At 72.8% G+C, this 24355-nt stretch carries 23 protein-coding genes and 1 pseudogene; 9 read left to right on the top strand and 15 right to left on the bottom strand.

Annotation, left to right across the window (positions count from 1 at the left end):
* Window positions 1-22: 22 nt before the first annotated feature.
* Complete coding sequence (locus ACWDBB_RS27415) at window positions 23-955, top strand: LysR family transcriptional regulator (RefSeq protein WP_449792144.1); 933 nt, start codon at window positions 23-25, stop codon at window positions 953-955.
* 104 nt (window positions 956-1059) lie between these two features.
* Here ACWDBB_RS27415 and ACWDBB_RS27410 read toward each other — a convergent pair whose 3' ends face one another.
* The 3 genes from ACWDBB_RS27410 to ACWDBB_RS27400 all read right to left on the bottom strand — a co-directional run bounded on the left by ACWDBB_RS27410 (window position 1060) and on the right by ACWDBB_RS27400 (window position 9657).
* A complete protein-coding gene (locus tag ACWDBB_RS27410) occupies window positions 1060-4071 on the bottom strand; it encodes a hypothetical protein (protein ID WP_449792143.1) in 3012 nt (1003 codons plus the stop codon).
* Between the two features lie 508 nt (window positions 4072-4579).
* Window positions 4580-7570: an ATP-binding protein gene (locus ACWDBB_RS27405; RefSeq protein WP_449792142.1), complete on the bottom strand. Its 2991-nt coding sequence runs from the start codon at window positions 7568-7570 to the stop codon at window positions 4580-4582.
* 68 nt (window positions 7571-7638) lie between these two features.
* Window positions 7639-9657 carry a transglycosylase domain-containing protein gene (locus ACWDBB_RS27400; RefSeq protein ID WP_449792141.1) on the bottom strand — a complete coding sequence of 673 codons (2019 nt, stop codon included), beginning with the start codon at window positions 9655-9657 and terminating at the stop codon, window positions 7639-7641.
* Between the two features lie 272 nt (window positions 9658-9929).
* On the opposite strand from ACWDBB_RS27400, the gene ACWDBB_RS27395 reads away from it, so the two are divergent.
* A complete protein-coding gene (locus tag ACWDBB_RS27395) occupies window positions 9930-11042 on the top strand; it encodes a hypothetical protein (RefSeq protein WP_449792140.1) in 1113 nt (370 codons plus the stop codon).
* A 148-nt stretch (window positions 11043-11190) separates the two neighbouring features.
* On the opposite strand, the gene ACWDBB_RS27390 is transcribed toward ACWDBB_RS27395, so the two are convergent.
* The 4 genes from ACWDBB_RS27390 to ACWDBB_RS27375 form a co-directional block, all read right to left on the bottom strand.
* Window positions 11191-12090 (bottom strand): Gfo/Idh/MocA family protein, encoded by a 900-nt coding sequence (locus ACWDBB_RS27390; protein ID WP_449792139.1) that lies wholly within the window; start codon window positions 12088-12090, stop codon window positions 11191-11193.
* Between the two features lie 158 nt (window positions 12091-12248).
* Window positions 12249-12920, bottom strand: coding sequence for an O-methyltransferase (locus tag ACWDBB_RS27385; RefSeq protein WP_449792138.1), 672 nt, complete (start codon window positions 12918-12920; stop codon window positions 12249-12251).
* A gap of 168 nt (window positions 12921-13088) precedes the next feature.
* Window positions 13089-13754 carry a DedA family protein gene (locus tag ACWDBB_RS27380; protein WP_449792137.1) on the bottom strand — a complete coding sequence of 222 codons (666 nt, stop codon included), beginning with the start codon at window positions 13752-13754 and terminating at the stop codon, window positions 13089-13091.
* A gap of 200 nt (window positions 13755-13954) precedes the next feature.
* Complete coding sequence (locus ACWDBB_RS27375; RefSeq protein ID WP_449792136.1) at window positions 13955-14770, bottom strand: class I SAM-dependent methyltransferase; 816 nt, start codon at window positions 14768-14770, stop codon at window positions 13955-13957.
* A 206-nt stretch (window positions 14771-14976) separates the two neighbouring features.
* Here ACWDBB_RS27375 and ACWDBB_RS27370 point away from each other — a divergent pair, with 206 nt between their 5' ends.
* The 5 genes from ACWDBB_RS27370 to ACWDBB_RS27350 all read left to right on the top strand — a co-directional run bounded on the left by ACWDBB_RS27370 (window position 14977) and on the right by ACWDBB_RS27350 (window position 18344).
* On the top strand, window positions 14977-15336 hold the full coding sequence (locus ACWDBB_RS27370) for a hypothetical protein (RefSeq protein ID WP_449792135.1): 360 nt from the start codon (window positions 14977-14979) through the stop codon (window positions 15334-15336).
* A gap of 555 nt (window positions 15337-15891) precedes the next feature.
* Window positions 15892-16566, top strand: coding sequence for a hypothetical protein (locus tag ACWDBB_RS27365; protein ID WP_449792134.1), 675 nt, complete (start codon window positions 15892-15894; stop codon window positions 16564-16566).
* Between the two features lie 135 nt (window positions 16567-16701).
* Window positions 16702-17013 (top strand): hypothetical protein, encoded by a 312-nt coding sequence (locus tag ACWDBB_RS27360; RefSeq protein WP_449792133.1) that lies wholly within the window; start codon window positions 16702-16704, stop codon window positions 17011-17013.
* Window positions 17014-17059: 46 nt separating this feature from the next.
* The gene (locus tag ACWDBB_RS27355) at window positions 17060-17425 is read left to right on the top strand and encodes a hypothetical protein (protein WP_449792132.1); all 366 of its coding nucleotides are present in this window, start codon (window positions 17060-17062) and stop codon (window positions 17423-17425) included.
* A 196-nt stretch (window positions 17426-17621) separates the two neighbouring features.
* Window positions 17622-18344 (top strand): phospholipid scramblase-related protein, encoded by a 723-nt coding sequence (locus ACWDBB_RS27350; protein ID WP_449792131.1) that lies wholly within the window; start codon window positions 17622-17624, stop codon window positions 18342-18344.
* A gap of 239 nt (window positions 18345-18583) precedes the next feature.
* Here ACWDBB_RS27350 and ACWDBB_RS27345 read toward each other — a convergent pair whose 3' ends face one another.
* The 8 genes and pseudogenes from ACWDBB_RS27345 to ACWDBB_RS27310 all read right to left on the bottom strand — a co-directional run.
* Window positions 18584-19177 carry a hypothetical protein gene (locus tag ACWDBB_RS27345; RefSeq protein WP_449792130.1) on the bottom strand — a complete coding sequence of 198 codons (594 nt, stop codon included), beginning with the start codon at window positions 19175-19177 and terminating at the stop codon, window positions 18584-18586.
* 1139 nt (window positions 19178-20316) lie between these two features.
* On the bottom strand, window positions 20317-20769 hold the full coding sequence (locus ACWDBB_RS27340; protein ID WP_449792129.1) for a hypothetical protein: 453 nt from the start codon (window positions 20767-20769) through the stop codon (window positions 20317-20319).
* 151 nt (window positions 20770-20920) lie between these two features.
* Window positions 20921-21085: a 50S ribosomal protein L32 gene (gene rpmF / locus ACWDBB_RS27335; RefSeq protein WP_449792128.1), complete on the bottom strand. Its 165-nt coding sequence runs from the start codon at window positions 21083-21085 to the stop codon at window positions 20921-20923.
* A gap of 11 nt (window positions 21086-21096) precedes the next feature.
* Window positions 21097-21339 carry a 30S ribosomal protein S18 gene (rpsR, locus tag ACWDBB_RS27330; RefSeq protein WP_449792127.1) on the bottom strand — a complete coding sequence of 81 codons (243 nt, stop codon included), beginning with the start codon at window positions 21337-21339 and terminating at the stop codon, window positions 21097-21099.
* A 22-nt stretch (window positions 21340-21361) separates the two neighbouring features.
* Entirely contained in the window at window positions 21362-22534 is a 1173-nt protein-coding gene (locus ACWDBB_RS27325) for a CobW family GTP-binding protein (protein WP_449792126.1), read from the bottom strand.
* Window positions 22531-22836 (bottom strand): 30S ribosomal protein S14, encoded by a 306-nt coding sequence (gene rpsN / locus ACWDBB_RS27320; RefSeq protein ID WP_449792125.1) that lies wholly within the window; start codon window positions 22834-22836, stop codon window positions 22531-22533. Before rpsN ends, ACWDBB_RS27325 begins: the two co-directional genes overlap by 4 nt.
* Complete coding sequence (gene rpmB, locus ACWDBB_RS27315) at window positions 22836-23072, bottom strand: 50S ribosomal protein L28 (protein WP_449792124.1); 237 nt, start codon at window positions 23070-23072, stop codon at window positions 22836-22838. Before rpmB ends, rpsN begins: the two co-directional genes overlap by 1 nt.
* Before the next feature lie 247 nt (window positions 23073-23319).
* Window positions 23320-23418: pseudogene (locus ACWDBB_RS27310) on the bottom strand (GNAT family N-acetyltransferase); the annotation flags it as partial.
* A 410-nt stretch (window positions 23419-23828) separates the two neighbouring features.
* On the opposite strand from ACWDBB_RS27310, the gene ACWDBB_RS27305 reads away from it, so the two are divergent.
* Both ACWDBB_RS27305 and ACWDBB_RS27300 read left to right on the top strand, forming a co-directional pair.
* Window positions 23829-24113 (top strand): hypothetical protein, encoded by a 285-nt coding sequence (locus ACWDBB_RS27305; RefSeq protein ID WP_449792123.1) that lies wholly within the window; start codon window positions 23829-23831, stop codon window positions 24111-24113.
* Window positions 24110-24256 (top strand): hypothetical protein, encoded by a 147-nt coding sequence (locus ACWDBB_RS27300; protein ID WP_449792122.1) that lies wholly within the window; start codon window positions 24110-24112, stop codon window positions 24254-24256. Before ACWDBB_RS27305 ends, ACWDBB_RS27300 begins: the two co-directional genes overlap by 4 nt.
* Window positions 24257-24355 lie beyond the last annotated feature (99 nt).

The following is a 24355-nucleotide window of genomic DNA, read 5'->3' as shown; positions in this document are numbered from 1 at the left end:
CACCGCCCTCCGCATACGATGCGTGAAGATCGACAGCCCACGCCGCCCCGCCCCGGGCGGCGTACGGCCCAACCGGGAGTGGACGATGGATCTGCGGCAGATGGAGGTCGTGGTCGCGGTGGCGGACACCGGCGGCTTCACGGCGGCGGCACGGCGGCTGCACGTCGTCCAGTCCTCCGTGTCCGGCACCGTCCGCGCCCTCGAACGCGAACTCGGCACCCCGCTGTTCGACCGCACCACCCACCGCGTCGCCCTCACCCCCGCCGGCGAGGCCTTCGTCCCCGCCGCCCGCGCGACCCTGCGGGCCGCCGAACTCGCCCGGGAAGCCGTCGACGCCGCCCGCGGGCAGCTGCGCGGCCGGGTGACCGTCGGCACCATGCAGGGCGTCTGGGCCGGCCTCCACCACGCCCTGGCCGCCCTGCGCGCCGAACACCCCGGCGTCGTCGTGCACCTGCGCCAGGCCGCCGTCGCCGACATCCGCCAGGCGCTGCGCGAGGGCACCGTCGACCTGGCCGTGGTGGCGCTCGACCGCCAGCAGCAGCGCGGCCTCACCACCAGACTGCTGTCCCGCGAGTCCATGGTGCTGCTCGCGGCGCCCCGACGGGTGCTTGCCGGGGCCACCCCGGAGGGCGAGGTCACCCTCGCCGACGTCGCCCGGCTGCCCCTGGTGGACTTCACCCCCGGCTGGGCCATCCGCCACGCCGTCGACCGCGCCTTCCGCGCCGCGGGCGTCGACCGCAGCACCACCTTCGAGGTGAACGACATCGTGGCGGCCGCCGAGCTGGTCCGCAACGACCTGGGCGTCTGCATCATGCCCAGGTCGATCGCGGACCGCTTCCCCGACCTCCCCCAGTACCGCTTCGACCGCCACGCCCCGACCTGGAAGGTCATGGTCGTCCGGCCCCCCGGCGAGGCGCCGCCCGCCGTCGCCGCGCTGCTGCGGCACATCACCTGACGCCGTGACGGCACCGGCTCCCCCTGGAGGGCCGGCAACAGCAGGGCGCCCTCCCGACGCCGCGGAGCGGTCGGGAGGGCGCCCGTCAGACGTCACACGAGGCGTCAGCCCCAGTTGCCCACCAGCGGGACGTCGCCCGGGTTGCCGAACTTCGTGCGGTAGATCACCAGGTCGGAGTTCTCGGCGGCGCCGTAGAAGGTCTGGTCGCCGGGCCGGTAGACACCGATGGTCTCCTTGCCGGTGCCGTCCCAGTCGCCCTTGACCGGGATGTCGCCGGGGTTGCCGAACTTGACGCCCGGCCGCACGTTCTCCGTCTGGTTGGAGTCGTTCAGGTAGAAGATCTGGGTCTGCGGGTCGTAGACGGCGACGGTGGTGGTGCCGTTGCCGTCCCAGTCGCCGACCAGCGGCGTCCAGCCCGGGTTGCCCAGCCTGATCCGGTACTTGACGGTGGAGTTGTCGTCGGAGAGGTAGAAGTACTGGTCGCTGGGCCGGTAGACACCGACCGTGGTCCGCCCCTGCCCGCTCCAGTCGCCGACCAGCGGGATGTCACCGGGGATCCCGAACGGGAAGGTGGCGGCCACGGTGGCGTTGTCGTTCGACAGCTGGAAGGTCGCGGTGTCGCGGTGGTAGACGCCGATGGTGTCGGTGCCCGGCCCGTTCCAGTGGCCCGTCAGCGGGACGACGTCGTCGCCGCCGCCGCCGAACACGGTCTGCCCGGTGTACCGGCCGTTGTGGGCGGCCTCGCCGAAGCTGCCGTCGGACCGCCGGTAGACGGCCGCCGAGGCCGGCTTCGGCGTGGGCGTGGCCTTGATCACGGCCCTGCCGATCCGCTGCTGCGCCGCGACGGTCAGCGGCACCTTGTTCGGCTGGTCGGGGCCCAGCCAGCGGAAGTTCTGCAGGTAGACGACGCGCGGGTCCTGCGCGGCGAGCGCCCGGTACTCGGCGTTGTACGCCGCGACGTCCGCGTCGGTCTTGTCGGGGTAGCAGTTGTCGGCGACGTACCGCTCGTTGGTGGACTCCGGGAAGAGCATCAGGTGCTGGTCCGGCGAGGAGAGGAACGTCTTCAGGTTCGCCAGCAGCGGCTGGAGCCGGCCGCGGCTCATGCAGTAGTAGTCGAAGCCGGCGATGTCGACCTCGGGCGGGATCGGCGCGGTCTGCTCGGCGTTCCAGTGGTCGAGGCTCATGATCAGCATCTTGTCCGGGAACGCGGCCCGGATCTGCTTGGCCTGCAGCATGACCTGCTCGGGGGCCATGCCGTGCGAGTAGGGCTCGTCCGCCATGTCCACGGCGGCGATCTTGTCGATGTTCGGCCCGATGCGCTCCACCAGCTTGCGGAGGTTCTCCGCGGCGTCCGGGTTCGGGTGGACCGCCCAGTCGCCCGGCGAGTTCGGGATCACCGTCTCCTGGTTGACGTCGATCACGCAGGAGGCCGGCAGGCACTGGTCCAGGAACTCCAGGCGGGGGTCCTGGCCACGCAGGTAGTTGTTGAGGTTGGTCCACTGCGCCACCTCCGGCGCGTGGTTGACGCCGTTGTTCGGCGAGTCCGGGTCCCGGATGTCGAAGAACCCGTAGTAACCGAGCCCGCCCAGCATGGAGATCCGCAGGTCGTCCACCGTGGTGACCTGGCCGGCCGCCGAGTGGTGGGCGCCGAGCGAGACGTAGCCGTCGCGGGGCAGCTGGACGTCGGTGCGGCCGGAGAACACCGTCGCGCCGTTGACCAGGACGGTCGCCCGTTGCCCGTCCGTCTTGAGCGCGACCGACACCTCGTAGGAGCCCGCCGCCGGGGCCGCGGGCAGGACGGTCGACCGGCCGCCCTGGAAGAGCGTCAGCCCGCCGTCGGCCTGGACGCGCAGGCCGAGCGCGACGTCCTCGGCGTCCACGGCGCCCGTGCCGCCCGAGGCGTTGCTGACGGCGAGGGAGGCCCAGTCCTGGCCGTAGGTGCTGCCGACCACCGGGGTCAGCACGGCGTGCACCGTGTAGGCGCCGGTCGGGACGTCCGAGGTGGCCGGCTTGTTCAGGCGCACGGCCGAGGTGCCCTTGGGGAAGGAGAGCACGTTCGGCTGGGCCGGGCTGTTGACCTGCACCGAGCCCGCCGGCGGGTCGAGGGCCAGGCCCTTGACGCCCGAGACGGCGGTGTAGTTCGCGGAGATCAGGCTCGGCTGGCGGGCGCTGAGGTCCTGGTTGAGTCCGAAGTCGGCGGTGGCGTTGGGCGCGCCGTCGAAGGTGTCGACGAGCGGCTTGGCGCTGCGGGTGGCACCGGTGTCGACCCTGCTGACGTTCAACCCGTGGCCGGCGCCGTCGCCGAAGGTGGTGAACCGGTCCGGGTTGGTGAGGTAGGCGCCGAGGTAGAGGAACTCGCTGCCCGGCCAGCGGGTCACCCCGGCCGGCGCCGAGACGGTGAACGGGGTGCCGTTCACCGTCAGGGTGACGGCGCGGTCGGCCCCGGTGGAGACGGTCAGCGAGACGGCGTACTGTGCCGTGGGCGCCACCGTGCCGGTCCAGAACGGAGTCTCACCGCCGCCGCCGTGGAAGAGGGCGAGCCCGCCGCGCGAGCTGACGGTCAGTCCGAGGTCGACGTCGCCACCGGTGACGTAGCCGTTGCTGCGGTGGCTGCGGCTCAGCACGATCGAGCCCCAGTCGTTGCCGCCGGTGTCACCGACGACGGGGTCGATCACCGTCGAGACGGTGTAGTGACCGGTGCCGTCCGCGACGGCCGGCGCACCGAGCATGACCGCGGAGACGCCCTTGGCGAACAGCAGCTTGTTGGGGTAGTTGGGATGACTGGTCTGGACGAACCACTGGTCGGGCGCGACCGAGGTGTCCCAGCGGCCGGAGACCCGGGTGTAGGAGATCCCGTGCTGCCCGGCCGGAACCGACTGCCGGGCTTCGAGCCCCACGTTCAGCCCGTACAGCGGGTCGGTGTCCCTGGCCGGGTCCAGCTGGAAGGTGTCCGCGAAGGCACGCGTGGTGTCGAGGTCCACCGGCGTCGGCCCGGAGCCGTCGCCGGCCGGGGCGGCGGCCGCCTTGGTGGGTGCGAGGCCCGCGGGCAGCAGTGCCAGCGCGAGCGCCGAGGCGCCGGCCAGCAGCCCGCGGCCCAGGCGTTGAGTGAGTATCACCGAGTCGTAGTCTCCCGGTCGTCGGATCGGCGGCGCGGAGCCGCGTCGCCGAAAGGGAGCGGACACGACCGGCGTCCTACCAGGTCAGCGGCCTTCCCCCCGGGGCGCGATCATAGGGGGTGGACACGAGCGGCCGCGCCGGATGCTCCGGCGCGGCTCAAGCTCTGGAGCTGGCACTGGCACTGGCACTGGCTCAAGCTATGGAGCTGGCCCTGGCTCCGGAGCTGTACTGGCTCTGGCGCCGGCTCAGCACCGACCGGCCGCGCCTCCGGCCGGGTCCGTCCCCTGCGCGGACCCGACCGGCTGCCCATGCGGCGCGTACGGGACGGGCGCGTCGACCGGGCCGGGGCCGGGTGCGTACGCCTGTCCTGTGCCGTGGGGATCGAGCCTAGGCAGGGGCGCCTTACCGTTCGCTTACCGATCGCTCACCGCTCGGCCCACGGACGGCGAACCTCGGCCGCCGGCCGGCCACTCCGTACGGCCCCGGCGCCGTACGGCCCCGGCCGGGCTACCGGATCTCGCTCAACTCCCGCGCCTCCTCCAGCACCCGCGCGGCCGACTCGGCCAGCCCGGCCGCCTCGTACGCCCGGCCGAGCGCGCGGAGCGCCTCCGCGAGGAAGGAGCGCCAGCCGCGGGCGCGCCACACCAGCACCGACTCCTCCAGGTGCCCGACCGCCGAGGCGTGGTCCCCCGCCGCCAGGTCCAGCTCCCCCAGGATGCCGAGGGCCTGGGCGAGGTGGTGCCCCAGGTCGAAGCGGCGGGCGATGGCCAGCGCGGCCTCGGCCGTCTCACGGGCCCGGTCGTCGCCGGTGGCCGCGTACAGCATCGCCAGGTAGAGCAGCGAGAACGCCTCCACGTAGCGGTCCTTGAGCGAGCGGGCCATGGCGAGCGAGCGCAGGAGCAGCTCGCCGCCCCGCTCCACCTGGCCGGCCCGGCCGTGGGCGGCCCCGAGGAACTGGATCGCGGTCGCCTCGAAGCGGGTGTTGCCGATCAGCCGCGCCAGCCGCAGCGCCTCGGTGAGGTGCTCGATCGTGCGGTCGAGGTCCGTCTCCCCGTAGGCGATGGCGATGATCTGGTGGGCCCGGGCCTCGCCGCCCGGGTGGTCGTGGGCGGTGGCGAGGTCCAGGGCCTGCCGGGCGGCGTCCAGGGCCTCCTGCTCGCGGCCCTGGGCCACCAGGCTCCAGGCCGTCAGGACGAGGGCGTCGGCGGTCCCGCGCGGTTCCCCGGCCTGCTCGAACAGGCCTCGCAGGTGTCGCGCCCGGTCGTCCAGCGCGACCATCGTCTGGGTGCCGTCCGGCAGGTCGACGGTCGCCCCGGAGCCGTCGGCCGCGGTGGTCCAGGTCATCACCTCGATCAGGCCGCGGGTGAGCACGGCCGTCCCCAGGCCGTCGCCGGCCGCCCGGCAGGCCTGGAGGGCGGCCAGGTGGGTGGTGCGCCACTCGTCGTACAGGCCGCGCACGTCGCAGTACTTCTCCTGGCAGGCGGCGAGTTCCCACGCCATCGGCACCATGCGCAGCGCGGCGGCCTGCCGGGCGCTCGCGTTGAGGGCCGGCTGCTCGGCGTCGAACCAGGCCGTCGGGTCGTCCAGCAGCGCCGCCGCGACGCCGGACGGCATCGGGTGACGCGGCGCGGCGCCGTGGATCGGCGCGAAGCACGGCCCGGGCACCTGGTCGGCCGCCTGCTCGGCCAGCCAGAGCCAGGCGCCGAAGGCCCGTTCGAGCGCGGCGACGCGGGCGGCCGGTTCGTCCGCGGCCTCGGCGTGCTCTCGCGCGTACAGCCGGACGAGGTCGTGGAAGCGGTAGCGCAGGTGCGGTTCCGTGCCGGTCTCCTGGAGGAGTTGGGCGTCGATCAGCTCCTCCAGCTGCCGCTCGGCCTGCTCCGGCGGGATGTCGGCCGTCGCCGCCGCGGCCCACGACGCGAAGTCGGGGGCGTCGAGCAGCCCGAGCAGCCGGAAGGTGCGGCGGGTCGGCTCGGCGAGGCGGGTGTAGCCGACGGCGAAGCCGGCCCGTACGGCCAGGTTCCCGGCGGCCAGTTCGTCGAGCCGGCGCCGTTCGTCGTGCAGCAGGTGGGCGAGCCGGGCCAGGGTCCAGCGCGGCCGGGCGGCCAGGCGGGCACCGGCGATGCGGACCGCCAACGGCATGCCGCCGCACAGCTCGACGATCCGGGCGGCGGCCACCGGCTCGGCGGCGACCCGCTGCTCCCCGAGGATGCGGCTCAGCAGCGTCCGCGCGTGGGCGGCGTCGAGTTCGTGCAGGTAGACGAGCCGGGAGCCGGGCAGGGCCGTGAGCGCGGCGCGGCTGGTGACGAGGACCGCCGGGCGGGCCTGCGACCGGTCGCAGGCCCACTCCGCCGGCGTGCCGGGGAGCAGCGGGCCCAACTGCTGCTCCCCGGCGGCGTTGTCGAGGAGGACGAGGGCGCGGCGCCCGGCGAGCAGGGTGCGGTAGAGCGCGGAACGCTCCTCCAGCGAGGCCGGGATCTCCCGGGGGTCGGCGCCGAGGGCGCGCAGGAAGGCGGCCAGCACGCCGGCCGGGTCGGCGGGCGACTCGTCGGCCCCTCGCAGGTCGGCGTACAGCCGGCCGTCCGGGTAGTCGACGGCGGCGCGGTGGGCGGCGTGGACGGCCAGCGCCGTCTTGCCGATGCCGCCCATGCCGGCGATCACCGGGACCCGGCCGGCCGCCAGGGCGTCCAGCACGAGCCGCACCTGCTCGTCCCGCCCGGTGAAGTCCGGGATGTCGCACGGCAGTTGGGAGGGAACGCGGGCGCACCCCGGGCTCGTACGGGCGCCCTCGCGGTCCTGCGCCAGCAGCGTCAGGAAGACGTTCTGCACCTGTTCGCCGGGCTCGATCCCGAGCTCCTCGGACAGCCGCCGACGCAGCGCCTGGAAGCGGCGCAGCGCCTCGGCCGCCCGGCCGTCCGCCGCCAGCAGCTCCAGCAGGGCGGCCTGCACGGGTTCGTCGAACGGGTGCTCCTCGGCAAGCGCCGTCAGGGCGGGCACGGCCGGCCGCGGCGCTCCGGCGGCGAGGCCGGCCCGGGCCAGGGCCAGGACGGTGGCGCGCACCTCGTCCACCACGGACGCGACCAGCGGGTCCGCCCGGTTCACCCGCTCCAGCCCGGCCAACACCGGGCCGCGCCGCAGCCCGATCGCCCCGACCGGGTCCCCTCCGGCGGCCAGCCTGCGGAACCGCCCGAGGTCCACCGCGTCCGGCCCGGTCACCAGCCGGTACCCCTGCGCGTCGGAGGCCAGGACCACGCTCTCGTCCCCGAAGCCCCCGAGCCAGGTCCGCAGCCGCGACATCCCGGTGTGCACCGCGCCCCGGCCGACCCGGTCCGCCTGCCCGGCCCACACGAGGTCCAGCAGCCGCCCCACCTGCAGCCGCTCTCCCTCCGCGAGCAGCAGCGCCCCCAGCAGCCCCCGCAGCACGGTGGCCCGCGGCAGCACCTGCGGCACCGAGTCCACCTCGACCGCCAGGGGGCCCAACACCCCGAACGTCATCTTCATCCGCTTCAGCCTAGTGTCGCGGGCCCCTGCCGGTTCGGAGAGGGGAGGGATCCCCGCGGCGGACGGGGCTACCGGGTGGCCGGGGACTTCATGTAGGCGGTCCAGATCCGGGTCGGCAGGGCGGCGTCGGAGGTGTCCGGGGTGGCGCCGCCCAGGCCTTCGAGGGAGAGGAGCTTCATGTCCTTCAGGTCCGCGCGGAACACGGTGACCGCCGTCGACAGCTGCCCGTTGTAGCCGACGAACCACCCTGCCGTCCGGTCCGCGGTGGTGCCGGGCTTGCCGGCCAGGTTCGGGCCCGCCTCGGCGACCGACTTGGCGGCCCCGTCGCGGACGGAGCCCTTGAGTGCCGCGTCCACCTCGCCCGCGACCGCCGGGGTGAGCGCCTGGGCGGCGGCCGGCAGGCGCAGCGGGAGTTGGACGCCGTTGCGGGAGACGCCGAGCACCGAGTAGGGGTCGGTGTGGGTGCCGCCGGAGGCGAAGGTGGCGTACGCGTCGGCGGTGCGGACGGCGCTGGGGGTGGAGTTGCCGACGGCGAGGGCCGGGACGAGTTCGCCCAGGCTGGTGGGGAGCAGCCCGAGGTCGGTGGCGGTGTTCTGCACCCGGTCCAGGCCGACGTCCATGCCGAGTTGCATCAGCGGCCCGTTGACGGACTGCTCGACGGCATTCCGCAGGGTGACGTTGCCCCAGTTCCGCTTGCCGTCGTTGGCGGTCTTGACGATCTTCCCGTCCCGCCCCCAGTACGGCCCTTCCGGGGTCATCACGTTCACCCCGTCGTCGCCGTTGTAGGTGGTGGCGGGCGTCACCGGGGTGCGGTTGCCGCCCCGCTGGCGCTGTGCTCCCTGGCCGAGCCCGGCCGCGTACACCACCGGGGTGAAGGCCGAACCGATCGGCACGGTCGTGGTGTTGGCGTTGTTGAAGCCCTGCTTCAGGTAGTCGGGGCCGCCGTAGAGGGCGACGATCCGGCCGTCCCGGGCGACCGAGGCGGCGCCGACCTTCAGGAACTTGTCGGACTCCCGGTTGTCCGGGTCGATCCCCGCGCTGCCCTCCTGGACGGCGGCGACCAGGGCGTCGACCTTCGGCTTCTCGAAGGTGGTGCGGATCTGGTGGCCGCCGAGGTCGAGCTGGGCCGGGGTGATGTCGCTGTGACTCTCCACGTAGGCGCGGGCCATGTCGACCAGGTAGCCGATCTGGCCGCTCAGCCCCGCCGACTTCGGCTGAGGCCTCGGCTCGGGAAAGACCGTGTACCGGGCGCGCTCGGCGGCGGACAGCTTGCCCACCTCCACCATCCGGTCCAGGATCCAGGACCAGCGCTCCTCGGCCCGCTTGCGGTTCTCCGGGCCGACCGCCGGGTCGTACTGCCCGGCGCCCTTCAACAGGGCGGCCAGGAAGGCGCCTTCGCTCGGGTCGAGCTGGGAGACGTCCTTGCCGTAGTACGCCGCCGCGGCGCGCTCGATGCCGTAACTGCCGCGCCCGAACCAGCTGGTGTTCAGGTAGCCGGCCAGGATGTCCTGCTTGCTCATCCGGTCGTCCAGCTTGATCGCGATGACGATCTCGCTGAGTTTGCGGGACATGTCCTGGCGCTGGTTCAGGTAGATGTTCTTGACGTACTGCTGGGTGATGGTGGAACCGCCCTGGGTGTCGCCGCCCTTGACCATCTGGACGACGGCTCGGCCGATGCCGGTCACGGAGATGCCCGGGTCGGTGTAGAAGGTCTCGTTCTCGGCCGCCAGCACTGCCCACCGCACCGGCTCCGGAACCTGGTCGAGCGGCACGTCCTGCCGGTTGGTCGGGCCGATCCGCGCCATCTCGGTGCCGTCCGCCCAGTAGTAGACGTTGTTCTGCTGGGTGGCGAAGGCGTTCAGGTCCTCCGGGACGGCGGTGGTGACGTAGAACCAGACCAGCCAGCCCGTCAGCGCCGTCGCCCCCGCCCCGACCACGAACAGCAGCTGCCGCCAGGACGGGAGCCAGCGGCGGACCCCGCGCCGGCCTCGGCGCGGGTAGTCGATCCGCGGGGAGGGGCGACGCTTCCGGCGCCGTCGGCACCCGGACCTCTCCTCCTCGGCGGCGCCGTCTTGCTGAGCACGCACAGTCCGGTCTCCGATTCGCTCGTGGGACTGATTCCTCCGTCCACGTAGACGCGATGGGAACGCCAGTACGTAAGCCTCGATTCGGTGTGATCATGGTCATACTTCGTGCGACGGAGCCGCGACGGGCACTCAGCGGACGGGCTGCGGACGGGCGGCGGGCCCACGGCGGACGGGCATCGGACGCGCGGCCACCGGCTGCCGGGCCGCCGCCGGTCGGCCGACCCGCCCCGGAGCGTGCCACGGCAGTCCCGGCGTACCGCCAGAATGGCGCCATGAGGATGATCCAGACCGCGCTCGGCGCGCTGCTGCTCCTGCTGGTCGTCGGCAGCATCCTGCGCACCCTGGTCGTTCCGCGCGGGCTCTACTCGGCACTGGTGATGCGGCTCTGGCGGGTGCTGCGCAAGCTGCTGCGGCTGTTCGCCGGGCCGTCCCGCGGCTACCACGCGCAGGACCGGGCGCTCACCTGGCTGGCGCCGCTGGTGCTGCTGGGCATGCTCGGCGTCTGGCTCAGCTGCATGCTGATCGCGTACACCCTGCTGCTGCACGGCACCTCCGAACTCAGCTGGTCGGTGGCCGTGCGCGAGGCCGGGTCCAGCCTCTTCACCCTCGGCTTCGCCAGCGGCGAGCGGCTGCACCTGTCCGCGATCGACTTCCTGGCGGCCGCCAGCGGCCCGCTGGTGATCGCCCTCCAGATCTCCTACCTGCCGACCCTCTACGCCGCCTACCAGCGCCGCGAGACCGAGGTGACGCTGCTGCAGTCCCGGGCCGGCGAGCCCGCCTGGGGCCCCGAGCTGCTCGCCCGCCAGTCCCTGGTGGACACCGAGACCGCGCTCCCCCAGCTATACCGGGACTGGGAGCGGCTGGCCGCCGACATCGGCGAGAGCCACTCCAACTACCCGGTGCTGCTCTCCTTCCGCTCCCCCCAGCCCAACCGCAGCTGGGTGGTCGGGCTGATCGCCGTGATGGACGCCGCCGCCCTGCACCTGGCGCTCTGCCCGCGCTCGGCCCCGCCCGAGGCCCGGCTGGTGCTCCGGGCCGGCTTCACCGCCCTGCGCGACATCGCCCGCTCACTGCGGTTCGACTTCGACCCGGACCCGGACCCGGACGTCCCGATCCGGCTGACCTACGCCGAGTACCTGGGCGCCGTCGCGATGATCACCGCGGCCGGCTTCCCGCGCGAGCGCCCGGCCGAGGAGGCCTGGGTGCACTTCCACGGCTGGCGGGTCAACTACGAGGCGCTGGCGTACGAGCTGGCCCGCCGCGGCGACGCCGTCCCGGCGCTGTGGACCGGCCCGCGCGACTTCCGCGCCCCGGTCATCCCGCCGGCCCGCCCCGTCGACCGCCGTCCTTCCGCCACCCCTCCGCCGCCGCTGCCGCCGGACTGACGCGCGGGTGACGCCCACGTGACGCGGTGGGGCGGGTGACGCGACGGGGCGGGTGACGCGGTGGGGCCGGATGGAACGGCGGGGCCGGGTGCGGATCTCCCTCCGCACCCGGCCCCGTCGCGTCACCCGCTCAGGCGTCCGCCGGTGCTCAGACGTCCACCGGTCCGCCGCCCGCCAGCGAGCGCTCGGCAGCGGCCAGGATCTCCACCACCCGCAGGCCGAAGTCCGCCCCGCAGGGGTGCGGCTCTCCGGAGGCCGCCGAGGCCTGCAGGGCGTCCAGCGCCCGGTGCAGCGCCGCGACCGGGCCCTCGCCGCGCGGGGGCAGCTGCACCACGCCGTGCTCGCCACGCAGCTCCATGCCCGTCCCGCCGGCCGCGAGCGGCGCGGTCAGGCTGAGCGCGAGCGTGCTGGAGGCTCCCCCGGCGTGCCGCACCACCAGGTTCACGGTGTCCAGCGGACCGGCCACCGCCGTCACCTGCGTCGCGTCACCCAGCACCGGCAGCAGTACGGACAGCGCGTGCGGGCCGACGTCCCACAGCGCGCCCTTCTCCACCCGCCACGGTGAGGCGGCGTACGGGCTGGTGCTGCCCGGTGCGAACACCGAGCCGAGCCAGTCCGAGCGGCCGGTGAACCAGCCGCCGAGCTCCGCCTGCCGCTCGATCCACGGCATCTGCTCGCCGCCGAAGCGCACGGTGAAGAAGACCACCGACGCGACCTTGTGCTCGCGCACCGCCTCGACCACGGCCTCGGCGTCCGGCACGGTCAGCGCGACCGGCTTGTCCAGCAGCAGGTGGCACCCGGCCTCGGCGGCCCGCACCGCGAGGCCCGCCTGCACGGTCGGGGGCAGCGCGATGGAGACCGCGTCCACCTCGGCCAGCAGCCGGTCGAGGTCCGCGTACCCGGGCACGCCGTACGCGGCGCCCAGCGCCTCGGCCGCCTCCGGTCGGCGGCCCCAGACGCCGGTGAACTCCAGCCCGGGGTGCTCGGCCAGGACGGGCGCGTGCACCCGTTCCGCCCAGGGGCCGGTTCCCAGCAGTCCGATCCGCACGATGTCTCCGTTCTCCGGTGGGCGAGTGACGCGCGGGCGCGCGCGGGTCAGTCGCAGATAAGCAAGTGAGTGGCAAGTGGGTGGCAGGCGAGCGAGTGGGTGCCAGGCCTGCGGTCAGCCGTCGCCCGGCCCGCGCTCAGCCGGCGCCAGGCCTGCGGTCAGCCCCGGACGCGGGCCAGCGTGAAGCCGTCGTAGCCCTTGCTGCCGACCGTCTGCACCGAGGTCGCGTCGACCCTCGGCTCGGCCGCGATCAGGTCGTGCAGCGCTCGGGTGCCGACCACCGCCGGGTCGGTGCTGGCCGCGTCGGCGACCGCGCCACCGCGCACCACGTTGTCGACGATGATCAGCGAGCCGGGCCTGGTCAGCTGGAGCGCCCGCCGGAAGTACTCCGGGTTGCTCGGCTTGTCGGCGTCGATGAAGACCAGGTCGAAGGGGTCCACGCCCTGCTCCACCAGCTCGGCCAGCGAGTCCGCGGCCCGGCCCACCCGCACCTCGGCGGTCCCGGCCAGCCCGGCGGCCGCCAGGTTGCGCCGGGCGACCTCGGCGTGCCGGGGGTCCAGCTCCAGGGTGAGCAGGGTTCCGTCCTCGGGCAGCGCCCGGGCCAGCCAGATCGCGCTGTAGCCGCCGAGCGTGCCGACCTCGAGGATCCGCTTCGCGCCCTGGGTCAGTGCCAGCAGGTGCAGCAGCTTGCCCTGGTTGGGGGCCACCGCGATCCTCGGCAGCCCGGCCTCGTCGGCGGCGGCCGTGGCGCCCTCCAGCACCGGGTCGTGCCCGACCAGCTGCTCGGAGAAGTAGGCGTCCACGGCGTCCCAGGTCGGCTGCGAAGACATCGGGCCCTCCGGAGTGCAAGATCGGCAGTACCCGGCCGATGCTACTCCGAGGGCCCGAGGCACCACGACGGTGGCTGCGGCGGAGGACCCGTCCGTGACCGGTCCTCCGCAAGGACCGGCCAGGGGACCGGACGGACGACCGATCGGTAGACCGGCCGGAGGGAGTGGTCAGTCGGCGACCGGCTCCTTGGCCGCGGCGGCGGCCTTGGCCGCCTCCTCCGCCTCGATCTTGGCATGCGTCTTGGCGGTGCGGCGCTTCATGATCCAGGCCGAGAGCAGGCCGATCAGCAGGGCCGCCCCCAGGCCCGCCCAGGAGAACCGGGCCAGCCAGGGCTCGATGCTCTTGCCGACCTTGTAGACCAGCAGCGTCGTGCCACCGGCCCAGACGACACCGCCCAGCACGTTGGCGATCAGGAACTTCCAGTACGGCATCTTCAGCGCGCCCGCGAGCGGACCGGCGAAGATGCGCAGCAGGGCGATGAAGCGGCCGAAGAAGACCGCCCACATGCCCCATTTCTGGAAGGAGCGCTCGGCGGTGGCCAGGTGGGAGGGCCCGAAGTGCTTGGGGAACTTGCGTCCCAGCTTCTCGAAGAGCGGCTTGCCGCCCTTGCGTCCGATCGAGTACCCGATCGAGTCACCGATGATCGCGCCGGCGATCGCGCAGATCGCGACGCCCCACGGGCTCACCACACCCTTGACCGCCATCAGCGACGCCGTGACCAGGGCGATCTCGCCGGGCAAGGGGATACCCAGCGACTCCAGCCCGATGATCAGACCGATTACGGCGTACACCGCCGTCGGCGGAATCCCCTCGATCCAGGCGTCGATGTGCAAGGCCAGTCCCTCCGTGGCAGGACGGGACCGGCCGCGCTCCCCCTGGAGCAGCGTGCCCGTCCCGGCAGTTCATCCGATGGCGGCACCAGGCCGCTCCCCCGGAGCGAGCCTAACGTGCCGGGCGGCCTGTCCCCCCGGCCGATCACCCGTGGTTACGACGTACGCCCCCACACCATGGTTCCAGGTTGACCTGCGTTTCCTCAAGATTCGGCAAAACGCAGTGCGACGACGGACGGGCGCTGCTTGATCCAGCGCACGAGCGGCAGCAGGGCGCTCAGTGGCAGACGCCCGCCCTCCGGATAGACCTCGCGGATGTCCGTGACCCGCGGGTGCGCGGAGGCCAGCCGGCCACGCTCGTCCGCGTCCATCCCGAACGGCATCGGCGGCGCCTGGTAGTACCGGTCCCGCAGCTTGCCCTCGACGGCCCTCCGACTGAACCAGCGCGGCACCGCGTCCAGCACCATCGCCCCACCGGGGAAGTGCTCGGCGCAGGCCGCGATCAGGGCGCGCACCTCCTGCGGCCGCAGGTACATCAGCAGCCCCTCGGTACTGATCAGCACCCCGTTCGCCGGATCCACCTCGTCCATCCAGCCCGGGTCGGTGGCCGAGCGGGCGACGATCCGGTGCCGCTCGTCCGGCGGCAGCAGCCGGCGCCGCAGCTCGGCGACCTCCGGCAGGTCCACCGACAGCCAGCTCGCCCGCCCGTTGTCGACCCGCCAGGCCTGGGTCTCCAGCCCGTCCCCGAGCCCGACCACCGTGCCGCGCGGGCAGCGGGTCAGGAAGTCCGCCACCTCCCGGTCGAAACAGGCCGCCCGCAGCGCCTGGAGCTGGCTCAGCAGCGCGCTCTCCCCGAACCGCGCCGCGAACGGATAGTCGATCCGCTCCACCAGATCCACCGCCACCGGATCCGGCAACACGGTGTCCGGCCGCCGCGCCTCCACCGCCCGGTGCCACAGCGTCCACAACGCCGTCTCCGGCACCTGCCCCAGCTCCGGCTGCTCCCCGCCGCCACTCATCGCTCGCTCCTTCGGACGTGGCGCCGCACTCCCGACGCATCCCCGCCATGGGCATGAACCCGCCGATTCTGACACCCCGTCCGCCCCACCCCTCCCGCCGACGCGCCGACCGTCGGCAGGGCGGCGGGTGCGACGACGGTTGGGGCGCGCGCAGCGCTGTGTGCGCCCGCCTCGATGCGCCGACGGCCGCCGGTGCCGTCCAACGCGTGCTCGTGGCCGTCCATCAACGCGTCCTCGATGCGTCGCCCCAGGTCGGCGCCGACCTTGGAGACGGACGCCTGGTGTGCAAGGCGGGGCATCTGCGCAACGAGAACCTGTCCGACTTCTGGTCGTACGTGGACCGCGCCCAACTCCTCCTCACGGACTCGGTCGCACAGCCGGCCGCCTACACCGAAGCGTGCATCCTCCCGACCGACCGAATGGTCACCCTCGACGCCGTCCCGGCCGACACAGATCCCGGGCGGACCGGCAGCAGCGAGCCAATGGCACATCGACAGAACCCCGGCCCCGCCCAGCCGACTTCGCTCACAACCCAGCCCGCCCGTGACCTCAGGCAATACCACTGATCCCGCCCTCCACGAGCGAGTACCCTTCGGGAGCCGCAGCATTGACAATGGCCTGGCCGTGAGAAGAGGTGACGACACCACATGAGTGCCGCCATGGACCGTCTACCGATTCGAACTGAATCAATCGGCACCCTCTGAGGAGAATCGGTGCAGGTCACGAAGCCTCGGCCCCGCGCTCGCGGGGATTGCTCCCTGCTGCCGGCCGCCCGCACCGCCCAGGTGCACTCGGCCCCGCGCTCGCGGGGATTGCTCGACGATCCAGGTGTCGTAGGGGGCGGCGATGTGCTCGGCCCCGCGCTCGCGGGGATTGCTCGAAGATGCGGGAACCCTATGAAATCCGGACAAGCTCGGCCCCGCGCTCGCGGGGATTGCTCAAGCTCCCGGTTCGCTAGAGCGAGTGCGATGGTGTCGGCCCCGCGCTCGCGGGGATCGCGCAACCACGGCCGGATCGGCTGAGGGCCGCACCGGCCAAGACCGTTCGCCGATACAGGCCCGGTGCCACGATCCCCGCATAGAATCCCGGCGACGGCAGGTCCGGGCGAGGAGGAGGGCGCCATGGGGCCCGTACCGGGCGCGCGGGAGGAGCTGGACCGGCTGGGCCAAGTGCTGCGGGCACAACTCGTCGCGCTGATCGACGAGTTGGCTCCCGGCGGCGATCTGAGCCCGCCGTTCCTCGCCGAGCCGGAGGTCGTCGACTGGCACGAGCCGCTCCGCTACCGGTACTCGGTCGGCTGCTTCACGGGAAGGCGCCCCGCGAACGTCACCGCTGCCGACGCCGCGTCCCGCGCGGCCGCCCTGCTCGAATCGGCCGGATGGAAGGTCGCGACCTCGCAGGAGGAGGCCGACGGGACGGTTCGCATCGTCGTCACCGGCCGCCGCCACGGCTGCGGCATCGAGATCCGTGCGGTCGACCACATGTCTACTCTCTGGTTCAGCGGGCAGACACCTGCGATGGCCCTGTACGAGCCAGAGGAGTTCCGACGCCCGGAGCCACTGCACACGCCCGAGACCGTCACCCCTGGATACGTACTGTGCTACGAGTGCGACGGCCTGGGCTGGTGTCACGACTGCGGAGGACGCGGCTGGCGCCCTGACGCGGCCCGCGGGCGGGTCAACTGCTCTGCCTGTCACCGGCGTCGCGTCTGCGTGATCTGCCGGGGCGCGGCGGAGCTCGCTGTGACCGATCTGTCGCCGTACCAGCGTGGCTACTACCCCGAACTGGGCCGGTGACGGGTCGTCGCGCCCCCGGAGAGACCTCGTGCAGTAGTCCTGCCACAGCCGCCCGGCCGAACCGCCTGACGTCGACTCAATCCTTGTCCTTAATGCTTGGATTGATATCTTGACTTCAACCCAAGGATTGACACCTTGGCTTCATGCCAAAACGAGAAGCCTCGCCTCATCCCGACCGGCAAGTGCTGGTGCGGCTGCGGGAAGGACGTCGGCCTGGGCAAGTTCTTCGCCGCCGGTCACGACAAGATCGCCGAAGCAGCGCTCATGGCGCTCAAGTACGACGGGTCCGTCGCTCAACTGCTCCACGCCCACGGCTACGGCTCGCACCACTCCGTCCGCCATGCCGCTGTCGCCGATCCGGACTGCTCGTGGCAGAAGTGCGCCGACTGCCACTACAGCGGCGCCCCCGCCAGCATCGTCAACCACCGCAAGAAGGACCATTCCTGACGACGTTCCGGACCGCGGCGCACCCGGTCGCCCCTACAGTGGCGCCATGGATGCCAACTGGGACGATTCGACCTGGGAACTGATGCTGGTACAGCGCCCCTCCGGTACGCACCTCTCGCAGTCGAGCACTGCTGGCGGGAAGAGCGCGCTGGCGCGGAACGACGACAACGAACTCACCACGCACGCCGTGCTGTTCCCCGGGACCAAGGTGGCCCTGGGGATCCTCGGCGCGGGCGTCGCCCTGGGGGTCGTCGCGGTGAAGGCCGCTCCGCACGTCAGGAGCGGCCTGATCAGCCTCAAGTCGAAGCTGACTCGCCGGACAGAGGAGGACGCCGAGGCCCCCGCTCCCCTGACGGTCGTCCCGGAAATCGGACCGGAGCAGCCGGACGCCTCTGCACTGCGCGCTGCCTGAGCGACGGACCAGGCGCCGGCACGGAACTCGAATCAGGCCGAGTGGATGTGACATCCGCCACATCCACTCCGCCGGGTACCGGTCGCCCGTCATTCGCAACGCCCCGACCACCCTGTCGAGTTCGCGACCGAACGAACCCGGGAGCCGGTGAAAACGATCTGGCTGTCCTCGGCGGGCTGGCCCTAGCCTGCCCGCCATGTCCCAGAACACGAACACCTCCGGTTTCCCCGGACAGGCGGCCGCTCCGTCCGGCGACGCCGCCAGGGTGCAGCGCCAGGTACAGCACCAGGCGGGCGTCGGACCCGTCTCCGGTGGCGGCGGCACCCTCTTCTCCGAGCCCGTCCTGGTGGTGAACCAGAAGGTCAAGCTGATCGAGCTGACCAACGAGTACTCGGTCTTCGACCAGCAGGGCGCCACGCTGGGCTCGGTGGTCCAGGTCGGCCAGAGCGGTCTGCGCAAGGTGCTGCGGCTGCTCTCCTCCATCGACCAGTACCTGACCCACAAGCTGGAGATCCGCGACGCGCACGGCACCCCGGTGCTGCTGCTGACCCGCCCGGCGAAGATCATCAAGTCGCGGGTGATCGTGCAGCGTCCGAACGGCCAGGAGGTCGGCCGGATCATCCAGCAGAACGTCATCGGAAAGATCGACTTCGCGCTGGAGGTCGACGGCCAGAAGGTCGGCGCCATCAAGGCCGAGAACTGGCGGGCCTGGAACTTCTCCATCGTCGACGCGACGGACACCGAGGTCGCCCGGATCACCAAGACCTGGGAAGGCCTGGCGAAGACGATGTTCACCACGGCCGACAACTACGTGCTCCAGATCCACCGCCCGCTCGCCGACCCGCTGCTCAGCCTGGTCCTGGCGACCGCGCTCACCGTGGACACCGCGCTGAAGCAGGACACCCGCGGCTTCGGATAACCGCGAACCACACGTCGCCCGGCGGCAGTTGCCGCCGGGTAGCGATGAGCATCGGCGGTCCGCGGCCGCGCGTCCGGATCGACCCCGGCCAGGGTCCGGCCGAAGTGGCCGCGACCGGACGGTAGACGGCCGCGGCGCCCGTGGTTCGGCCTCGGTCCGGGCCCACCAGCCTGCCGCCGTCAGCCGCCCACCCGGCGCACCGTCACCGCCGCCGAGTGGGTGCTCGCCGCCGCAGGTCGTCAGAGGGTGGCCGACGGAGCAGGCGAGGCCGCGGTAGTCGGCGGAGCTTGGCAGGGCAGCGTGACGACGACACCCACGCCCTGGCCGGGCTTCGCCTCGCCCGCGCGAACGGTGTAGCGGTCGGGCTCGTGGACGGCCTCGAACCCCCACGTGGACTGATCGGCCGAATCCGGCTCGTTCGAGGTGACCTTGAAGCCCTCCCCCGCGAGTTTCTCCCGCAGTGCCCGAACCACCTCGGGACGCTGGTCGTCCGTGGCCTCCAAGCGGATCGCCGAGCTGAGCTCGTACGCCTCACCCTCATCGGCGATGCCCGGCCCCCGCCCCGAGCACCTGGAGTAGGCGATGAGCCTGGTCCACGGATCCCGTTCGAGGCCCGTCAGCTCGCGCACGTGGCTCTGCACCTGGTCCGCCCGGACCAGCGCCTCCTCCCGGGACTCGACCCGCACCGGCTTGTTCGGCTTCTCCGCCCCTCCGACCAGTGGCTCCACGAGCGAGCACGAGCTCAGCACCAGGGCACTCGACACCGCCAGTACGGCCGCACGGGCGGCCCGTACGTCCGTTCCGGACAGCGCGGGCGTCGATCTCTTGAACAAGTGCGGTACTCCCCCGTGAACAGCTGTACGTCGTGCCGTCCGGATGTCACGGCACCGCAGGGGACAGTCCGCATCCGGATTTACGGGTCGCCCGGTCGGAAGGCTGCGGACGTTTCTCGTGCTTGCGGCCCTGGTCAGCGAGCGAGGTCTCCGGCGGCTCGCCCCGGTGATCCACCGAATCGAGGGGCCGCCCGGGGAACGTGATTCAAGAGAAGGACCGGCACCTTCCATCTCGACTCCGCCCCTACCCCAAGTCGGAAGGCCGCCCCGCCAGCACCGAGGAAGCCGTGGACGGGCTGACCCACGAGGTCCTGGAGCAGGGCGCGGCAAGGCCGACGTCCGGGGTTCTACGGGAACGGGTCGCGGTGCCGCTTCCGTGGGAGCTGGAGCAGCCTCACGGCAGCGACTCGCGCACGCGACTGCCTGAACAGCTCGGGTTCGGAGACATGGTCGCGCGGCTCCGAGCGCTCACACCGAACCGGTTGGTGGTCGCCGGCCCTGGCGGGGCGGGGAAGTCCTCCCTGGTCGTGCAGTGCGTGGTCGGGCCGCTGGAAGCCGGAGCAGCCCCAACGGCCCTCCTCGCGCGCGAGCTTGTCCCACAAGGCGCGCAACCAGCCTCTGACTTCCGGCGGGCACCGCTATCAGAATTCCTCGACCATCATCCCGACCCACGTGCGAGTACGCTTCGGGAGCACGGAACATGTTGGTGGCAACCCGGGTTGGGGCGACGAGAATGACGGTACGACACCACTTGCCCTCCAGGTTTCCGTCCAATCGAACTGAATCAATCGGCGCCCCCTGACGCCAACCGCCGCAGGTCAGCAAGTGTCGGCCCCGCGCTCGCGGGGGTTGCTCCTGGCTGTGGCGAAACGCGGTAAAGCCGGCGTTGTCGGCCCCGCGCTCGCGGGGGTTGCTCCCGGGCCAGTACCGGCCAGGCGAACACCGCGAGATCGGCCCCGCGCTCGCGGGTCTCTAGTAATGGCCAACAGCGACGGTCGGGCGCCAGCGCGGAGACCAATGCTGGAAGAGTGCTCAATGTGCCGCGGGCGAGGGGGTCGGGGCAGCACACCGGTGCGGGCGAAGCACGGGCCCAACCGAACTCGAGGTCGAAGGACTCGGAGGAAGTGACGCCGCTGGCGTCAGCCGAGTTGGCGGGCCCAGTCCGTCAGCCGGGCGAAGTCGTCCGCCGTCAGGCCGGTCTTCGGGTCGACGTGGTGGAGGAGGGCCGGGCCGGGGTGGTGGGCTTCGACCCAGGCCCGGTCTGCGTCGGTGATCAGGTCGTCGACCCAGGCGAGCGGGCGGCCGCGCGCCCAGGCGACGATCTGCGGGGTCTTCCAGAACACCCCGCCGTCCGGCTCGGGCCGCGGCTCGGACCAGGCGATGTGCGGCAGGGCGGGCAGTCCGAGGAGGGGGGCGATGAAGGCATCCGCTTCCTCCTGCCACGTGGTCGCCCACACCAGGTCGTACGGTAGCGCCGCGAGGACCGGGCCGTGGTCCGGGTTGAGCCAGACCCGCAGGGGCTTCGGCGCCTTGTGGAGCAGGCCCCACGCAGCGAGCCGGCGGCGCTCGGCGGCCTCCCAGCTCGGCGTCATCAGCCGATGGGTCTCGTAGCCCTCGGGCCGCCGGTACGGCTTCGCCGCGTACGGCCGGCTCGATAGAACCCGACAGTCCTGACGGCCGCCGAACGCAGCCGACCCCGGGAAGCGTGCGGGGCCGCGGCGCATGCGCCGCGGCCCCTCTCCCTCACGGCTGGATCAGCCCGCGCTTGTACGCGCGGACCCGATTGCGCGGCACCAGGTGCTCGCGCCCGTCGACGGTGATCGGCACCAGCCGTGGCGCGCTCGCCTTCCACTGGGCGCGGCGGTGGCGGGTGGCGCTGCGGGACGTCCTGCACTTGGGTACGGCCACGGGACACGCTCCTACCGGGTGGTCGAGGTGTGGGGCAGCAGCGCCATGGTGCGGGCGTTCTTGATCGCCCGTGCCATTGCCCGCTGTTGCTGGACGGTGAGCCGGGTGACCCGGCGGCTGCGGATCTTGCCGCGGTCGGAGAGGAACCTGCTCAGCAGATCGGTGTCCTTGTAGTCGATGCGGGTGATGTCCGCCTCGATCAGCGGGTTCGGGCGCGGACGGGCCGGACGTCCGGCGGTGGGGCGCTTGGCCATGTCGGTTCCTTCGTACGGTCGTTCAGGAGACGGGTTCGAGCAGGTCCTCGAAGGCGTCGGGCAGCGCCTTCCAGCCGGCTTCCCCCGCCAGCAGCTCGGCGTCGGTGAGCAGGCAGGAGTCGAGCAGTTCGGTGATCCCGCCGACGTCCAACTCCTCAGCGGTGAAGACGAGTTGCTGGACGCGGTCGCCGTGGGCGGGGTGCCAGTCGAGGGCCGCGGCGGCCCGCCGGGCGGGCGGGTACTGCTCCCAGGCGGCGTCCGGCAGCGAGGCCAGCCAGGGCCCGCACTCCTCGACCGCGAGATTGGCGCCGGCGGCGTCCCAGGCGAGCATCAGCTCGCCGCGGTTGGCCAGCCAGAACCGGCCCCGGCTGCGCTGGGCGGCCGGCACCAGCAGCTCCAGCGCCTCGTACAGCCGGCCCGGGTGTAGCGGGCGCCGCCGTTCCCACACCAGGGTGGCCACGCCCGCCTCGTCGGCCGGCTGCGGCAGCAGCGCCAGGGCCGGGTTCACCCGGTCGCGGGCCGCTGCCACGTCGAAGCCGCCGAGCGCAGCCCGCAGCAGCTCGCCGGTGCCGAGCAGGACCCGCCGGGCGGTCGGGTGCAGCTGCCGCAGCATCGCCAGCCCGGCCGCACCGCCGCGGGCGACGGCGATGGTGGTGGCGTACTCGATCTGGTGGGCGAGCGCCTCGGCACGGGTGCGGGTGTCGTCGGGCGAGGTGTGCTCGCCGTGCTCGGCCAGGGTGTCCGGGACGGAGAGCTCGCCGAGCAGCCGGTCGGGGTCGACCGCGACCACTACGCCCGCCGGCTCGATGAACTCCGCCGTCGGGCGGCCGTCCACCTCGCCGCCGGCGATCACCTCGACCGCCGGGTGCGGGTCGCTGCCGCCCCACAGCTCGACGATCGCCAGCCCGTGCTGCCCGGCCTCGGCGATCCCGGCCAGCTCGGGCAGCAGGTCCTCGCGCAGGGCGCAGCAGGCGCAGTCGTTGGTCAGCGGGACGTCGGCGGTGTCGTACGCACCGTCGCCGTCGCGCAGTTCGCGGTGGACGGTGCCGCGGCCGGCGTCGCGCAGATCGTGGTGCAGGACGACACCGTTGACGCTGCCGTCCAGCAGCTCCTGGACGGCACGGCGGCGTTCCGCGCGGTGCAGCCCGGCCACCACGACGACGGGGAGCCTGACGTGTTCGGGCACCGCGCTCACCAGCTCGACTTCCGCACGCCGGGGAGCTGCCCGGCGTGCGCCATGGTGCGCAGGTTGAGCCGGGAGAGGCCGAAGGCGCGCTGGTAGCCGCGCGGGCGGCCGTCCACGCTGTCGCGGTTGCGGATCCGGGTGGCGCTGGCGTCCCTGGGCTGGCGGTCCAGCTCCCGCCGGGCGGCCGCTCGTTCGTCGGGCGTGCTGGACGGGTGGGCGATGACCCGCTTCAGCTCGGCCCGGCGCTCGGCGTACCGGGCGACGGTCGCCCGCCGCTGCTCGTTCTTGGCGATCTTGCTCTGCTTGGCCATCAGGCCTTCTCCCCCCGGGCGCGGATGCGGGCGACGGCGGCCTCGATGCCGATGGCGTCCACGGTCTTCAGGCCCTTGGCGCTGAGCGTCAGGCGCACGAACCGGCCCTCGCTGGGCAGCCAGTAGCGCTTGCGCTGGATGTTGGGGTCGAACCGGCGGCGGGTACGGCGGTGCGAGTGGGAGATCGCGTTGCCGAAGGACGGCTTGCGGCCGGTCAGTTGGCAGTGAGCGGACATGTGGGGGCGACTCCGTTGCGGATCGGGCGGGCAGGCGGTCGGTCTCGCTCCCGGGGTCGGCACGACGCCCCGGGGAAGCGCGACTCACCCTAGCCTAAATGAAAACGGATTTCATTTCACTCCAGGGGCGTAGCGTCCATTCGCCGCGGGGGCGGGGGCGCCGATGTAGGAGTGGTCGGCGAGGATGCGGCCGAGCGTCGGCTCGTCGGCGTTGACCCACCCGGCCTGGCCGTACTGGCGGCGGTTGCGTCCAGATCCCCGCCGCCTCGGTCGATGCGGCCAGCGCCTCCAGCAGGGCGCGGGCGACACCCCTGCCGCGCGCGTCGGGGTGGACGTAGACGGAGTGCGGCGGCGCTGCACGCCAACGGCGTCGACCACCGCGCGGCCTTGGCCTCCGCTCGGCGGCCGTGGCCGACGGTGAGTTGGGAACTCCAGCCTCGCCCTGCCCGAGCTGGTCGAAGCAGCCGTCCGATGCGGCGAGGAGGACGCCGCCCGGGAGGCGTTCGCGCGGCTGTCGCGGCACGCGACGGCCGCGGGCACCGACCGCATCCGACTCTCCCGGCATCAGCCGCCGCTCGGCCCCGGGGCCCGCCATCCGCACCCGTGGAGCGGCAACTGACATCTCGACACCTTCGTAGCGTCGATCAGCCCCGAGCATGCCCGCTGGTCAACGGGCATGCTCGGGAAAGCTCCGAGGTCCCCGACAGAGTCGTGCTCCATGCGTGTCTTCGAGGGCGCACAGGAACGTCGTGGCTGATGGACGTCGTGACTGATGGAAGCCGCCCGTTCGCCCTCCAGCACGCCGGCCGCAAGCTGGCCCACGTCGAGATGCGGGGCGTCGGTCCGATCGCGTGGGTGGCCGCGTACGAGGAGGCGTACGGGCCACTGCCGGAGGTGTGCTTCACCAACGCCGACGGCACCGTGAACACCGAAGCCCTCGCGCAGTACCGCGAGACCGGGACCGTCACCACCGAGTGGGACTGCGGGCCCGTGGGCGGTGACGACGGCGACGACGTCGTGCCGGAGAAGTCCAACCGGTGATCACAGCGCCATTCGACGGAGCGTCCCGGCCCACCGCCGGGGCGCTCCGCCTCACCGGGCCTCGCACGGTAAACCCCGTCAGCGTGGACGTGAACGGATACCTGGCCGGGCTGTACGAGCACACCCTCGGGGGCAAGGTGTAAGGGTGGTGGGTTCTCCCAGGTCGTCGCCCACGCCAGGTCGAGGGGCAGCGCGGCGAGGGCCGGGCCATGGGCCGGGTCGAGCCAGACCCGCAGGGGCTT

This window comes from Kitasatospora sp. NPDC001095 (assembly GCF_053598615.1).
The sequence above is the reverse complement of the archived record's forward strand: the minus strand, read 5'-3'. Positions and strand labels throughout refer to the sequence as shown.

Bases quoted from the DNA above. Each gene is read 5' to 3' on its own strand.
- rpsN (WP_449792125.1), bottom strand. From the start codon at position 22,836: ATGGCCAAGCAGAGCAAGATCGCCAAGAACGAGCAGCGGCGGGCGACC.
- ACWDBB_RS27365 (WP_449792134.1), top strand. From the start codon at position 15,892: ATGGGGCCCGTACCGGGCGCGCGGGAGGAGCTGGACCGGCTGGGCCAA.
- ACWDBB_RS27305 (WP_449792123.1), top strand. From the start codon at position 23,829: ATGGACGTCGTGACTGATGGAAGCCGCCCGTTCGCCCTCCAGCACGCC.
- ACWDBB_RS27350 (WP_449792131.1), top strand. From the start codon at position 17,622: ATGTCCCAGAACACGAACACCTCCGGTTTCCCCGGACAGGCGGCCGCT.
- ACWDBB_RS27395 (WP_449792140.1), top strand. From the start codon at position 9,930: ATGAGGATGATCCAGACCGCGCTCGGCGCGCTGCTGCTCCTGCTGGTC.
- ACWDBB_RS27405 (WP_449792142.1), bottom strand. From the start codon at position 7,570: ATGAAGATGACGTTCGGGGTGTTGGGCCCCCTGGCGGTCGAGGTGGAC.
- ACWDBB_RS27375 (WP_449792136.1), bottom strand. From the start codon at position 14,770: ATGAGTGGCGGCGGGGAGCAGCCGGAGCTGGGGCAGGTGCCGGAGACG.
- ACWDBB_RS27385 (WP_449792138.1), bottom strand. From the start codon at position 12,920: ATGTCTTCGCAGCCGACCTGGGACGCCGTGGACGCCTACTTCTCCGAG.
- rpmB (WP_449792124.1), bottom strand. From the start codon at position 23,072: ATGTCCGCTCACTGCCAACTGACCGGCCGCAAGCCGTCCTTCGGCAAC.
- ACWDBB_RS27355 (WP_449792132.1), top strand. From the start codon at position 17,060: ATGGATGCCAACTGGGACGATTCGACCTGGGAACTGATGCTGGTACAG.
- rpsR (WP_449792127.1), bottom strand. From the start codon at position 21,339: ATGGCCAAGCGCCCCACCGCCGGACGTCCGGCCCGTCCGCGCCCGAAC.
- ACWDBB_RS27340 (WP_449792129.1), bottom strand. From the start codon at position 20,769: ATGACGCCGAGCTGGGAGGCCGCCGAGCGCCGCCGGCTCGCTGCGTGG.